Annotated in this window: 14 protein-coding genes and 2 pseudogenes; 2 read left to right on the top strand and 14 right to left on the bottom strand. The window is 44.4% G+C overall.

The features are described from left to right. Window positions 1-75: 75 nt before the first annotated feature. Window positions 76-489 (top strand): annotated as a pseudogene (locus tag PQ474_RS21320) (Tn3 family transposase); the annotation flags it as partial. Between the two features lie 62 nt (window positions 490-551). On the opposite strand, the gene PQ474_RS21315 reads toward PQ474_RS21320, so the two are convergent. From PQ474_RS21315 to PQ474_RS21290, 6 genes and pseudogenes are all read right to left on the bottom strand, one after another. Next, window positions 552-947, bottom strand: a complete 396-nt coding sequence (locus PQ474_RS21315; RefSeq protein WP_273847617.1) for a group II intron maturase-specific domain-containing protein — start codon at window positions 945-947, stop codon at window positions 552-554. An 88-nt stretch (window positions 948-1035) separates the two neighbouring features. Then, on the bottom strand, window positions 1036-1473 hold the full coding sequence (locus PQ474_RS21310) for a group II intron maturase-specific domain-containing protein (RefSeq protein ID WP_273847615.1): 438 nt from the start codon (window positions 1471-1473) through the stop codon (window positions 1036-1038). Next, entirely contained in the window at window positions 1439-2413 is a 975-nt protein-coding gene (locus PQ474_RS21305; protein ID WP_273847613.1) for a reverse transcriptase domain-containing protein, read from the bottom strand. The genes PQ474_RS21310 and PQ474_RS21305 overlap by 35 nt, the downstream gene beginning before the upstream one ends. Before the next feature lie 522 nt (window positions 2414-2935). Next, window positions 2936-3136, bottom strand: coding sequence for a hypothetical protein (locus PQ474_RS21300; protein WP_273847612.1), 201 nt, complete (start codon window positions 3134-3136; stop codon window positions 2936-2938). Window positions 3137-3428: 292 nt separating this feature from the next. Then, window positions 3429-3638, bottom strand: a pseudogene (locus PQ474_RS21295) (VOC family protein); the annotation flags it as partial. 12 nt (window positions 3639-3650) lie between these two features. Further along, entirely contained in the window at window positions 3651-4583 is a 933-nt protein-coding gene (locus PQ474_RS21290; RefSeq protein WP_273847610.1) for a DMT family transporter, read from the bottom strand. Window positions 4584-4713: 130 nt separating this feature from the next. Between PQ474_RS21290 and pdxR the strand changes: the two genes are divergently transcribed. Then, window positions 4714-6108: a MocR-like pyridoxine biosynthesis transcription factor PdxR gene (gene pdxR / locus PQ474_RS21285; protein ID WP_273847623.1), complete on the top strand. Its 1395-nt coding sequence runs from the start codon at window positions 4714-4716 to the stop codon at window positions 6106-6108. Between the two features lie 86 nt (window positions 6109-6194). Here the strand turns inward: pdxR and PQ474_RS21280 are convergent, their stop codons facing one another. The 8 genes from PQ474_RS21280 to PQ474_RS21245 are packed head-to-tail and all read right to left on the bottom strand — an operon-like array spanning window position 6195 to window position 13995. Continuing rightward, the gene (locus PQ474_RS21280; RefSeq protein WP_273847608.1) at window positions 6195-7556 is read right to left on the bottom strand and encodes a nucleotide sugar dehydrogenase; all 1362 of its coding nucleotides are present in this window, start codon (window positions 7554-7556) and stop codon (window positions 6195-6197) included. Between the two features lie 18 nt (window positions 7557-7574). Continuing rightward, a complete protein-coding gene (locus tag PQ474_RS21275; protein WP_273847606.1) occupies window positions 7575-8252 on the bottom strand; it encodes a B3/B4 domain-containing protein in 678 nt (225 codons plus the stop codon). A gap of 16 nt (window positions 8253-8268) precedes the next feature. Further along, window positions 8269-8658, bottom strand: coding sequence for a DUF6917 domain-containing protein (locus PQ474_RS21270; protein WP_273847602.1), 390 nt, complete (start codon window positions 8656-8658; stop codon window positions 8269-8271). Further along, window positions 8655-9569 (bottom strand): Gfo/Idh/MocA family protein, encoded by a 915-nt coding sequence (locus tag PQ474_RS21265; RefSeq protein ID WP_273847600.1) that lies wholly within the window; start codon window positions 9567-9569, stop codon window positions 8655-8657. The genes PQ474_RS21270 and PQ474_RS21265 overlap by 4 nt, the downstream gene beginning before the upstream one ends. After that, window positions 9566-10687: an Ldh family oxidoreductase gene (locus tag PQ474_RS21260; RefSeq protein ID WP_273847598.1), complete on the bottom strand. Its 1122-nt coding sequence runs from the start codon at window positions 10685-10687 to the stop codon at window positions 9566-9568. The genes PQ474_RS21265 and PQ474_RS21260 overlap by 4 nt, the downstream gene beginning before the upstream one ends. After that, complete coding sequence (locus PQ474_RS21255) at window positions 10684-12003, bottom strand: M20/M25/M40 family metallo-hydrolase (RefSeq protein ID WP_273847597.1); 1320 nt, start codon at window positions 12001-12003, stop codon at window positions 10684-10686. The genes PQ474_RS21260 and PQ474_RS21255 overlap by 4 nt, the downstream gene beginning before the upstream one ends. Beyond that, window positions 12000-12878 carry a sugar phosphate isomerase/epimerase family protein gene (locus tag PQ474_RS21250; protein ID WP_273847596.1) on the bottom strand — a complete coding sequence of 293 codons (879 nt, stop codon included), beginning with the start codon at window positions 12876-12878 and terminating at the stop codon, window positions 12000-12002. The genes PQ474_RS21255 and PQ474_RS21250 overlap by 4 nt, the downstream gene beginning before the upstream one ends. Next, a complete protein-coding gene (locus tag PQ474_RS21245; protein ID WP_273847594.1) occupies window positions 12871-13995 on the bottom strand; it encodes a DegT/DnrJ/EryC1/StrS family aminotransferase in 1125 nt (374 codons plus the stop codon). The genes PQ474_RS21250 and PQ474_RS21245 overlap by 8 nt, the downstream gene beginning before the upstream one ends. Window position 13996 lies beyond the last annotated feature (1 nt).

The following is a 13996-nucleotide window of genomic DNA, read 5'->3' as shown; positions in this document are numbered from 1 at the left end:
TATGGCAGTCCGTTGTGCTATTCGCGATTGTCGCAAGAAGAAGACGAGTGATGAAATCATTCCTCGCAACAAAAAATACGTGAAATGGGACGCATTGAGAGAAGCTTGTACACATTAAAATGGCTACAAAGCCCTGAACACCGCAGACGTGTACAGATTGGACTGAACAAAGGAGAAGCAAAGCACGGATTAGCTCGTGCCATATTTTTTAATCAGTTAGGTGAAGTACGCGACCGTTCGTATGAAGATCAGTTACACCGAGCGAGTGCCCTTCAACTCATCGTGTCAGCGATCGTCTCTTGGAATACAGTCTATATTGAGCAGGCTATTACATCATTACATGCAAGAGGAGTAGAAATTCCAGAAGAATATCTTCAGCATATATCCCCTTTGGGCTGGGAGCGTATTGCATTAACAGGGGATTATGTGTGGAACCTGAAACAGGATGGGACAATAGATCAATTACGACCACTACGGGTTAAGAAATAAGAGAAAACAACAGCCGGTTTCTTACCGTACAGGTAACCGGCTAAAATGTGTCTAAATTGTGTCTAAACGTGCAATTTTTCACTTTTGATAACGTGACCCCTAATCCGTCGACGTATCCATCGATCAATTTCTTGAACATAGGTTTTCATAAGACCAATTCCATAGTAATTAATCCATCCCCTAGTTACTTGATTGATCTCTTTGATAATCTCACGAATCTCTCCTGGTCGTTTGCGGGAAGTCAAGTTTCTCACTTTTTCTTCGAGTCTCTTTTTCGCCTTAATATGAGGACGGCATTGTGTTCCATTTCTCGTTGATTGTATACAGAAACCTAGAAACTTCCGTTTCGGAGGTCTACCGACTTCGCTCTTTTCCTTATTCACCGTTAGCTTTAGTTCTTCTTCAAGAAATTTCGTAATGCTTTTTAGTACTCTCTCTCCAGCCCTTTGGCTTTTCACGTAGATATTACGGCAAGTAGACCACTGGAACCTCCCCAGTAATCTCTCTCAGAACCGGACGTGAACCTCTCAGCTCATCCGGCTCCCATTATTCAGCCGTAGGTTTGATACCTATATCCCAGTGTTTGAAAAGTTTAGGATTTTGTTTAGAGATTCTGCCTAGAAAGTGTTCTGCCCTTTTCTTGTGTCGAGATAACTTTTTATATTTCCTTCTCGCCCACATAATTAAGGCTTTGTTTATGTGCCTTAGTGAGGAGTACATTTCAGATTTGTAGAATTTCCCATAGTAGTTAATCCACCCTTGAATTACTGAGTTAAACATATTTGATAGGTCTATGAGCTCTTTATCAGCCTTCAATTGTAGTTTCCAATCTCGCACTTTTTGCTGAATTGATTTCTTAGCTTTGTTACTGATAGCTGGTGTGAAATTTACAAAATGTTTTCCCCACCTGTTCTTCGACAGCCTTGGTCTGAACGTATATCCCAGAAAATCAAACGCTATGTTTTTCTTCTGTCCTGTCGGCATCCTTACAATATACAATTTTTGTTTTGGAAGGATGGAGTTCGAGTTTACATTCATTCATTCTCTCGCTTAAGGATTTGAGCACTCTCTTTGCTTCTTCCTCTGTCTTGCAGTGGATGACTGCGTCATCTGCATATCTAGCGAATGGATTGCTTGGGTGATTAATAGCTATCCATTTATCAAACGCATAATGTAGAAATAAATTTGCTAGCACCGGACTGATGACACCACCTACTTTGCATAAACCACCTTGAGGAGTTCCGATCTCGCTTGGCTCATACTTTTCACCAATCATAATGCCACTTCGCAAGAATTTACGAATTAGTTTAAGCACTACTGGGTCCTGAATAAACTCCTCTACATGGTACATGAGTTTGTCATGGTTGACTGTATCGAACCTTTCATATCGATGTCTACCACGTATCGGTACCCCTCTTCGTAGTACTGTTTTGCTTTTCCGATTGCGTCGTGAGCGGCTTAGGTTTGGACGGAAGCCAAAACTGTGCTCAGAAAAGTGGGGGTTGATCCATCTTTCAATTACTTGAAGAATCGCTTGTTGAACAAGTCGGTCTTTGACCGTAGGAATTCCTAGTTTTCTTTTTGAACCATCCGGCTTCGGGATTTCGACCCGCTTAACGGGTTGTGGTTCGTATGTTCCATCTTTGATGGAAAGCACAAGAGACCTGCTCTCTTTGGCTAAGAATAATGGCAATTTGTCCACCGTCATTCCATCTATCCCAGGTTTTCCTTTGTTCTTCTTGACTCTTTTATAAGCCCTATTGAGATTATCTCGATCAATGATCTCGCTGATCAATTCTGAACATTCACCATCTCTTCTTCTAGGTTCAGCGTGAAGTATACTGCACGCTTCCGCTGTATGTTCAGGTTCCGCCTTATCTTCTAGCGGGTAGTCATCTTTGGATGTTTTCTGTGGTCGATGCATACTTCTCACCTCCGTTAGTTCCAAGATTCTTATTGTTCGGTCCTTCATCCATTGGACTACTATGACCTCTGCTGACTTCTTACCGTTCACAAGCTCATCACTGAGTTCGTTGTTTTCTTATGAAGTTTCTTCATCTCGAAAACCCCGGCAAGACCTTCCCGGGTAAGTCTAACCCCTTTCCTCTCGTAGTTACTGGATTTACTGTAGGAGATTTGGACAGTGTAGGACTTCGTTTTGTCTAGGAAACTCGTCCGCCTCCAGTCAGCCTTATATCCAGTTTCTGTCCATTATCTCGAGATTTTGCGTCCGGCTTCCTTCAGATTCTAGGTCACCCTAGACACCCTTGCCATTCGCTAACAGTTCCCACTGCCAAGCCTATAGTGGACTTTCACCACCTAGCTGTTAGACATGCCGGGCACACTATAAAATAGGCCAACCAGTAATCACTACTGGTTAACCTTATAATACGAACGCGCCCGATTGTTGAAGATCATTGTCAATGCCTTTATAACAAATAATTACTTATTTCCACCCATTCGATAAATATTCAATAAGTTCTATTTTTGCCTCTTCATCAACAGTTACAGAGAATTTTAATGTATCCTTTATCTCAGTTCTTAACCCGTTTTCATTATTATCTTGATGAAACCCTTTTACATCAAATAACACATAATAACCAACGAAATCAGACTCTTCATACTCTGAAATTTTATAGCTTTCCACACCGCATCCAATTGAACTATCTTCGTCTAACTCAAATTGCTGTTTTATGGCTTTAAAATTTCAGGGTAGAACATATACATTACCAAGTCTTCTTCTTTAGGGCCATAAGACATGGTCCTCCATAATCTGGCCCTATTTATTAAGAAAGAGCGCAATTCTATTATTCTAGAAAAGCGCCCTTCGTAGAAGGTTAAGATTGTGTTTAACTAAACACTATATTGAACAAAATATCTATCACCTAATTGCCTTTCGTAGAACCTTTTTCCTTTGTTGTGAATGCCGACGGCGAGGGTTATACTTTTTTGATCGAACTCAAAACCTCCAAATAGTGCTGATTGCACAAAATGCCTAGGATATTCCTAAAGGGATCGACCACGCAAGCAGTGATAATCCCCCCCGCCTTTTTCTGTGGGTACCTCGTATTTTTCGCTCCCCTAGACAGCAACTTCTTGAAAGTTGCTGTTACATCGTCGACGTGCCAGTACACTACAGCACCTGAGGGTTTGGGACTCCTTTAGGAAATGACTTTCTTCTCTTTTAGAGACGCTTCCTTTTTCGCCGCTTTCGAATCAACCGAAATCAAGTAAATCGCGGCTAAGACAAGCACCATGCCAATGACATGAAACGATGAGAGGCTTTCTTTTAGAATCAAGGATGAGAGCAGCACTGCACTAATCGGCAAGACACCGGTTAAGACGCCAGCTGTGCTTGCTGGAACTTTTTCAATTCCTTGATACATTAAAACAAAAGCAAGAACGGTGACTACCACTCCAAAATAGAAGATGAGTCCCCAATCTTTTAGTGATACTTCCGTAAGGGGAAAACTTGTCGCTTCATAGACCGCAAGCGGCAAGAAAAGAATGACGCCAAATACGCTAACCATCGTTGAGATAGCCAGGGGCGAGACTCTTTTTGAAATCGATTTTCCAAAAATAATAAACAAGGCTTCGCCAATGACAGCACCAATGATTAATAGATTTCCTAGTATGGGGGCTGCGCCGCGCTCAATGTCTGAGAACGCACCGGATATATTAATGGCGAGCGTTCCACCTACTGCTAACAAAATGCCGATGATCGTAAATCTTGTCAGCTTTTCTTTTAGCATGATAAATGCAATAACAGCGACAACAGCCGGCAGCGTGCTCGTGATGATACCTCCTTCCATGGCGGTTGTGTATTTTAACCCATACAGCATAAAGATACTGAATAAAAAGACACCGGATAGCGCTTGTAAAAAGAGAATCCCGATATCTTTTTTGCTGAAAGCCGGAATTCCTTCTATTTTCAGCAGCAATGGAACGAGAATGAGGGCAGCGATGAGAAACCGTAATTCGGAAGCGAGAAACACAGGAAAGCTTTCGACGAGCAATTTTCCTGCAACGACAGAGCTTCCGACGATCGCCATCGCGAAAATAATTTTTAGATGAGCCGAGATCCTTTCATTCATATCTATATTCCCTCCTATAACCTGGAATAAACTTCCTTATTCTAACCTACCATGGTAAACTGGTTGACAGTAGTACCACTTATCGCAAAGTTTGGTAGTACCAATTTTTCTTATTATGAGAGGGGAAAACATGATTTGGGTTCCAATTGATCAAAAACGAGACATTCCGTTCATCCGCCAAGTCTATACACAAATACGCACGCGAATCTTGCAAGGGAATCTTCTTGCAGGAGAACGACTGCCATCGACACGCCAGCTCGCAAACGAATTAGACGTTTCCCGCAATGTTGTGTTAGAAGCCTATGAGCAATTGATCGCTGAGGGCTATATCGAAGCGCGTCACGGTTCCGGGACCTTTGTTGCTGAAGGAGCTTATTTGGAACAGCTGCATCACACGAAAAGCGATCCTTTCTTTGAACGTGATGAGCTCTCTGACGAAAAAGATTTAATCGACTTTCGCTCCGGTCTGCCTGACTTACAGTTCTTTCCGCGAAAGACATGGGCGAAATTGTCTTATGATGTTTGTATGAACAGCTCTCATACAGTTTTGAGCTACGGCTATCCGGAAGGACGCCCTGAACTAAGACAGGCCCTAGCCCGTTATTTAGTGAAATCACGCGGGGTCCAGTGCCAGCCTCATCAGCTTGTCATCACATCCGGTGCGACGCAAGCGTTAACGCTTGTAGCAAAACTACTGCTAAAAAAAGGCGATCAAATTCTGATGGAGGATCCCGTTACAAGAGATATTCAAACGATTTTTTCAACACCTGGTTCCATCCTTCATCCAATCCCTGTTGATGAAAATGGAATGAGGACAGAATTAATCACCCCAGATTTTAACCCAAAATGTATCTTTGTTACCCCTTCCCATCAGTATCCATTAGGGAGCACTTTGCCAATTCAGCGCCGAATCCAGCTGATTCAATATGCAAGAGCAACAGGCTGTTACATTGTCGAAGATGATTATGACAGCGAGTTTCGTTATGAAGGGGCGCCGATCAGCTCTTTGCAAGGGTTAGATACCGATCACGTTATTTACATCGGTTCCTTTAGCAAAATACTATCGCCTGCTCTGCGTCTAGGATATCTCATCCTTCCTCCACGCTTAATTAAAGAGTGCCGTAAGTTAAAATGGTTCACAGATCTGCACACTCCGTCATTGGAGCAGATCACCTTAGGACGTTTTATGGAAGAAGGATATTTAGAACGACATATCCATAATATGAAAAAAATCTATAAAAAGAGACGCGATCATCTGGTTGAAGTAATAGAGAAACGTTTTTCACATCAAGTGAAGATTTTGGGCCATTCGACTGGATTGCACCTTGTAGCAGAGTATCAACATACGGTTTTTACAGAGGATTTCGTAAAGAAAATGCGCGATAACGGCATTCGCGTCTACCCAGTGGAGGATCATGCGATTGAAAAAGGAAAGCATCAAAACCAGATGATTTTAGGATATGGTCATTTGTGCGAGGAAGAGATTGAGGAAGGGATTCGGAGATTAGCTGAGTGTTTGGGGTGAGGGGAAGCTAAGCAGTATAAACACCAAAAAAAGAAACTACAAATCATCAAAACGAATCTGTAGTTTCTTAGGATTCTATACAAACGTTATCCGCTCACAAGAACTTTTTCTTTAGGGGTTTCAGGATGAACCTCTCCTAATGCGTCGCCAATCCGGACAATATTCGGTGCTTGTACCCCTTTGAAGGCATTACGAGTATCTAAAATCAACACGCCGGATTCCGCGATCTTATTAAAGTTATACGCTGAGTGGGCGGTAAGCATGACGACCAAGTCATAGCTGCCTAGCTCTGCATAGTTAATCGTATGTTGCAATTCAACTTCCTCATTGCTTACGTCAAACATCATATCGCAGCAAGGGTCATTGACCGTCATGAGAGCACCTTTTTCCTTCAGCAGTTCATAGATATCTAGACTGGGAGATTCCCTGAGGTCATTTACATCCGGTTTATAGGCCATCCCAAGCAAGAGAATGCGTGATCCATTAATACATTTCTTCTGTGTATTCAGTAATTCTGCTACTTTACGGACAACAAATCTTGGCATATTGCTGTTGATGTCTTGTGACAGCTCAATGAAGCGGCTGAAGAAATTGACTTCTTTCGCTCTCCAGGATAAATACATGGGATCAAGCGGGATACAGTGACCGCCAATCCCTGGTCCCGGATAAAACGACATGAATCCAAAAGGTTTGGTAGAAGCTGCATGAATCACTTCCCATATATTGACACCGATTCTATCACACATTAAGGCCATTTCATTAATAAAGGCGATATTGACGCTTCGAAATGTATTTTCGAGAAGCTTTGACATCTCGGCAACCTTTGGATTCGATACGAGTATCGTTTCGTTTACAATCGTTCCATAAAGCGTTTCGGCGAGCTGCTGGCATTTTTTCGTCACACCGCCAATCACTTTTGGCGTGTTATAGATTGTATAGGTTTTGTTTCCGGGATCGACGCGCTCAGGGGAATAGCATAAATAATAGTTAATGCCAGCGATAAGTCCTGAGCGGGCTAATACCTTTTCAATTCGCTCCTCGGTCGTACCCGGATACGTTGTGCTTTCCAAGATGACGAGTGTTTCAGGCTGCAAATAGGCTTGAAGTTCTGTCATAACCGCTTCAACATAAGAAAGGTCCGGCTCCTGGTTCTTGTTTAATGGGGTTGGTACGCAAATGCAAATTGCATCGAGCTTGGTAATCGCCGAGAAGTCGGTCGTTGCTTGAAACTTTCCTTTTTCAACGATGGTTTGAATCGTCTCATTTTCAATATCCGTGATATAAGAAAGACCGCGATTTAACGTCTCGACTTTGTCCTTGTTTAAGTCAATGCCTGTTACTTGAAGGCCGCTTTCGGCAAAGGCAGCCCCTAGAGGCAGCCCTACATACCCTAAGCCAATAATGCCTACATGTGCTTGCTTGGATTGGATTTTCTCAACAAGATTCACCCGTGTCCACCTCTTTATTTACCTTTTTGTAAGTTTATAAACTCGTTTTAATTGCTCTTGTGCTTCGTCCAATGCCTGATAGACTGCTTCATTTGATACACAAGGAACTTGACACCCTAGCAGCCAGATTGAACGCGTTCGCTCTCTTATTTTTTGCGCCTCGCTGTCCCGGTAACAGAACTGCGACAAAACCTTCTGATCATCCGCTAATACGAGAACATCAGCTGCCAATTCTTCCGGTTCTTTATAGCCAAGTGGCTGAAAGGTCTCACCTCCACGCGATAACGTCAAAGAAATCTCCCCCTCAACACAATTAGCATCGAACACCCCAAGTGGAATTAGCGTTTTCACCGCGGCTATATTTACGGCATCGACGATCGGGTGAATAACAGGAATGCGGTCTAATTTCTCTTTCATGAGAAAGCGCTGGATAAGATTTTGTACAGATGGCAGTGTTTTTTTCGTATTGAAGCCAAGAAGCTTATAAAAGTTGCGATACGCTGTGATGCGTTCGGTTTGAACGACTTCTGCTTTGGTTTTCCCCTGCCAAACCTCATGCAAAGCATGCCAATCTTTTTCATAGCTTACTTGGCTATTGTCTTCATCAAGAGGATCAAGGTCTAGGTTTATAGCGTATACTTGCACCCCCTCTAGCTTTTGCTCAACTTCATGTGACATCGAGATTACTGGGTACATGGATCCTCCTTCCTAGCTATCCAAACGTAATCGCAGATTCGACGGTAAGATCTACTTCTGTTGCGGTCGCTGTTTCATCAACGGCGATGAGAATATTATAATGATTCGGAAAGTGGCACTCATCAAAACCTAATACGCTACCGATCACTCTTCCATTCACTTTCACTTGGTCGCCGCGCTCAATGACACCGCCACAGTTCATTTCTGCAAATCCTAGAAATCCAACGCGGTTGATGACATCCCCGCTTTTTGCCTCTTTGTGAGTTGTTGTCACAATCTCATGGATTTCCCCTTTTCGGACGCAGCGCGTCTCAAATTCAATCAGTCTCATGCCGCGTTGTTCTTGTTTGTGAAATAATAATTTTACAAATGCTCCTTCGACAATTCGCTTTGCTTGACGACTCATGCTTTCAAGGCCTCTAGCTTGTAGGTTTCATTGACTAAGCGCACCGCATCAAGTCCATCTTCACCGTGGCAGCCGCCAGATTCGATCTTCTTTTTGAAATCAAGCAGAATTTCATTATATTCGTGATATAAGGACGACTTAAACTCCGAAAATCCTTCGAGCATATCCACATAAATCTGTCTGCCGTCCTTTAACATGATGTGGACATCTTTCTTCTCGCCATTTTCATAAGCCCAATCTAGTTCGACATGAACAGGCGTCCCTGAATCGGTCTTCAACTGAATAGAAGCTTTGACATCCACGTTTTGTTGATTCCGAGTAATGTCAGCGGATTCAACCGTCATGTTCCCAAGGAAAAAGGCGAGAGTGTCAAATACATTCGGACCGTTATCAGCCACACATCCTCCGCCGCAGCGTTCCGGCTCGAGATACCATTTGTCTTCTCCTGCATGCTCTTCAATTTTCTCCAAATAACGAGCATGAATAGAGGCAACCTCATCAGCTGAGTGAAACTCCTTTAATGCACTGACAAAATAAACATTGTAACGGCGGTGAAAAGCGGTGAACAAGGTGCCGTTCGTCTTTTTCGAGATCGAAACGAGCTCCTTGGCTTCTTCCACTGTGAGCGTCAAAGGTTTCTCACAACAGACATGTTTGCCTGCTCGCAGAGCATCGCGGCAAATTTGAAAATGCTTGTCGTTTGGAACATTGATGATGACTGCATCGATGTCTTTTTGAGCAAGCAGATCATGATAATTACGGAAACAAGATACTCCTTCATCTAAAAACCGATTCATTCTCTCCTCGTTCAAATCGCATACAGCTACTAATACAGGATCGTTCAATTTGTACTCTAGAGCGTGAACGTAGAATTTAGAGATGACTCCCATGCCGATCATGCCAATTCTCATGAGTGAGATGCCTCCCTTTCCATTTCAAGTATCTGCACACCTTGTCGCTTTGCAAGTGCTGTTAACTCTTGAAATACGACAGAATCTATCGGGACCAGCTCCGATGCTTGCTTTTGCATCGATTCGTTATAGCCAGGATAGACGACTTGTTTCGCGTACGATGCCGGCGGGCAGTTTAGCAGCGTTTCCAACATACTGTCCATATGAGACGTAAATTCCTCTCGAGGGCGAAATGCCTCGATGTTTAATGCAAGAAAGAAGTGACCGATATTTTGATCTTCATTGGCACGCTCTTCTCCTCCCGGCTCGAGTAGCTTTGGATCTGGACCGACATTGGCACCTGAAAGGACCCCGCAAAGAATATCGACTAAAAGCCCTAAGCCATACCCTTTTGCCCCTCCAGTCGTAAGCCCTCCTCCAAGCATCTGAAGGTGACCCGTTCCCGCATCGTATGTATGTGGATCAGTGAGCGGCTGGCACAAATCGTCTATAAGCCATCCTTCTGGAATCGATTCTCCTCGACGCTGGGCCGCTCGAATTTTACCTGTGGCAACGACTGTCGTGCTCATATCAAGGACGAACGGAGGAACGTTCTCTGCTGGTGCACTAACTGCAATCGGATTAGTACCAATCATGTTCACAGAGCCTCCTAAAGGGCGGGCAATCGTTTGCGAACCAAGATTGGTCATCGCCATGCCGATCATCCCGGCATCAAGTGCTTGACTTGTATAATAGCCTGCACTTCCAAAATGCGAGCTACGGCGTACGACGACACAACCGACTCCAAGATTTTTCGCTTTTTCAATGGCGAGCTTCATCGCATGCTCTCCTGCGACCAGCCCCAACCCGTTGTTGGCATCGATGACCGATGCAGCAGGCGTCTCTTGAACGATCGCAAATTCCGCTTGCGGATTGATGCGGCCGTCCTGCAAGCGCTCGATATAAATCCGCCCAAGATTGGTTACCCCATGCGTGTCAAAGCCATGTTCATCAGCATAACAGAGCACATCTGAAGCTGTACGACTATGTTCATTTGACACTCCGCATGATTGAAACACGTCTTTTACAAAATGACGTAATAGCTCTTTTTTGACATAGACAGACTCGTTGGTACTCATATATTCAGCTCCTTTGTCGATTTGGTTTGCGCAATGGCACTGTATTTGAGAAGAAGATTGTAAATAAAAGACGCATATCGTTCAAGGTCACGCTTATTTATGTATTCACCTTTTGCATGAGCAAGGTTGCCTTCTAAGCTGCCGGGGCCGTAGACGACCGTATAGACGTCGTTGGCCTGAACCCACATCGCATCACATGTAAAGGCCTTCTCAACCTGATCATCCGGATTCCTTTTTAACCCGAGTGAACCTAAAAAGTGTTCGAGCTCTGCATGTCGGTTCATCAGGACAGGTAGCCCTTGTTTGATCCAGGTAAGCTGGCTAATGTCTTTTGCTTCTTTAACGGTTGCAGCAGCTGTCGGAACGCTTGAAAATTCGATGCGAAATCTGTTTACAGCCGCTAGAAATGCCTCTTCCACCCAAGCCTTTATCTGTCTGCCACTTTCGGTTGTGACATAGGCAAAATTGAGCAATAACTGCCCACTGCCATACACTTTATTATGCATATTACCCGTATGCAGACCGGCAAGACACATTTTTCCCCCTTCTTTTTCAATCTGCTCTGGCAGTTCTTTCATAAGCCTTTGCGCCACATAACCAAGCAGTAAAGTGGCATTATGGCCTTGATCTGGTGCATCGTCCGTTGAATCTTGACCGAACACATCGATGCGTGCCGTCATCGATGTGCTGGAGCGATCAAAGTAGACTCCTCCAGATGGTTCGGCAAACAAGTTAAAGCGGCCGATATATCCTTTGTCAGCCAATTGTTTCGTGCCATAAAAGCCCATTGCCCCGCCTTCTTCACCAGACACACATTGAATAAGAATTGAAGTATCATCAAGCAGGTCAGCTTTTTGGCTGACTGCCGCTTGAATGCCCGCCAGCAAGGCGACACCCGGCCCTTTCATATCGACCGCCCCTCTGCCCCTGTACGTCTCGCCGTCAAACGTTACTGGAAACATGCCATCGACCGTGTCTATATGGAAATTAAACATAATCGTCTTCTCGACAGGTCGCTTCTGACCAAAACGTAAAACGAGATTCGATTGGTTTTCCCAAAATAGATGTCCAAGCTGATGTGCACATTCGCGGATGGAAATCGGAACATCTTCCAACGTAAGGATGCTCGGGTCGGGTGACTGGTGGTACACTATTTCACAATTACCGCCGCTTTTCTCCACCGCATAGTTGGCATACATCTTCTGTGCCCTAGGAATCTCAGAAAGCCTTCCTGTTTCCATCGGAGAGACTGTATTCATTTCTAACAGGTCCAATAATAGTTTGCTATGTTCAGAGGTAAACAGCTGGTTGCTCATTGAAAAGCCCTCTCTCCCTCTCTGTTAGACAGGATTTGCGTTACAAGTTTCTCAAGTTGGCGGCCATACGTGATATAGGAATCGATCAAGTCATTTTCATCGCCCTGCTTGTTCAAATGTGGAATTAAGTGCAAATGGGGTTCGATCGCCAAAATGCCTTGATATTGATGATCCATCAACCATTCCACGCACTCTTTTACTTTCGATTCCCCTTTCCCAGGAGATGTGTACATTGCCTTATGATGTTGTAACACCCCATCCTTAATATGAACATGCTCAACATACGGCCATACCCTTTGCAAAAATTGATACGCATCATAGCGATAGCTAATGCCATTTCCACTATCAAAAAGCAGGCGTAAAGCCGGGTTGTTTATTTCCTTTAGTAAATACAATGTATTTTCCGCTGATGCACCTCCCCAGCCTGAACAGTTCTCGTGTAATAAGACAATGCCTGACGTACGTGCCTCTTCTGTCAAAAGGTGCATCCTCTCCATGACACGATCACGCCACTCGTCCTCTGAAAGCCCGTCATTCGGATAGGACATCACTCTTACATACCTTGCACTAAGTGCCTGCATTCGTTCTGAAAGGACTTTCAGTTCTTCTACATCGTAATAAAAAGGGGCGGTGATGGGGCGGTGCCAATTGGCAATGCAAGAGGCGACGGCTGACACACGAAGTCCAGCTGAAGCGAGTCTCTTTCGGACGTCATCAAACGTTGCATCATCCCATCGGTAAAACGGCACACCATTTACCGATCGAAGCTCTATTTCTTCCCAGCCAAGCTCGACATGGGCACGAATTTGTTGATCAAGCGACGGCCCGGCCTCATCGCTTAGACCAGACAGCGTAAAAGGAAAGTGTTTAGACATACGTACTCACCGCCATTGCGGTGATAACCGCATGTTTCACATACTCAACATGTTCATCTGGCATCTCAGCATAAAGCGGCAGAGCAAGCGCCCGCTTGGTGATTCTCTCTGCATTCGGAAAATCACCTTCCTTATGGCCTAGGTAAGCAAATGCAGGCTGCAATGGCAAGGCGCGCGGATAATAAATCTGTGTCTCAATCCCTTTCTCGCTTAGGAAAACGCGGAGGTCATCACGGCGTTCTGCCTGAAGGACATAGGTGTAATAAACTCGATCGTACGATGTATCATCGACAATTTGCAGATGCGGAAGAAGACCTTTAAACGCCTCATTGTAGGAGTTTCCAATTTGAGCGCGGCGCTCAAGCAATTGACTGAAACGCCCCAGCTTGTAAATCAAATAGGCAGCGACTGTTTCATCCATACGATGGTTGTACCCGATATGATGATGGAGGAAGCGAGTGATTCCATCTTGTCCATGGTTCCTGAGCATCCGGCAAAGTCTGGCTAACTCGGGGTCATTTGTCACGATCATCGCACCATCGCCAATTCCTCCAAGTGGTTTTGCCGGGAAAAACGAGTAAAGCCCGGCATCACCCAGGATTCCTGCCATCGTGTCATTCATGCGAGCACCGAGTGCCACCGCACTGTCCTCAAGTACGAGCAAATCATGACGTTTTGCCACTTCATTGATGGCGGTCATATCAGCCATGACCGAGAACAGGTGAGTCGGAATGACGACTCGGCTTAACGGGGTAATCTTACTTTCGAGATCAACCGGGTCCATCATGCCTGTTATCGGGTCAACATCGACAAAGACTGGACGCCCGCCGAGCAACGCAATTGCACTTGCCGTGGAAATAAATGAAAAGGCAGGGGTGAGCACATCGACTCCAGGACCAACTCCCATCGCTTTTAAAATAATCGTCAAAGCACTAGTGCCATTAGAGGTGGCGATCGCATGCTTCGCACCGGTGAAGGCACATATTTTCTCTTCTAATTCCGCAACATACTCCTTCAAAATAAACTGATCAGATGTACCGACTTGGTAAACGAGCTCTTTAATCTTTTCTTTGTCTTCTGCGTAACGAGCCTTGTAATTGAAAAATGGCACGATCATT

Source organism: Halalkalibacter alkalisediminis (assembly GCF_028610705.1).
GTDB lineage: Bacteria > Bacillota > Bacilli > Bacillales > Bacillaceae_D > Halalkalibacter > Halalkalibacter alkalisediminis.
The sequence above is the reverse complement of the archived record's forward strand: the minus strand, read 5'-3'. Positions and strand labels throughout refer to the sequence as shown.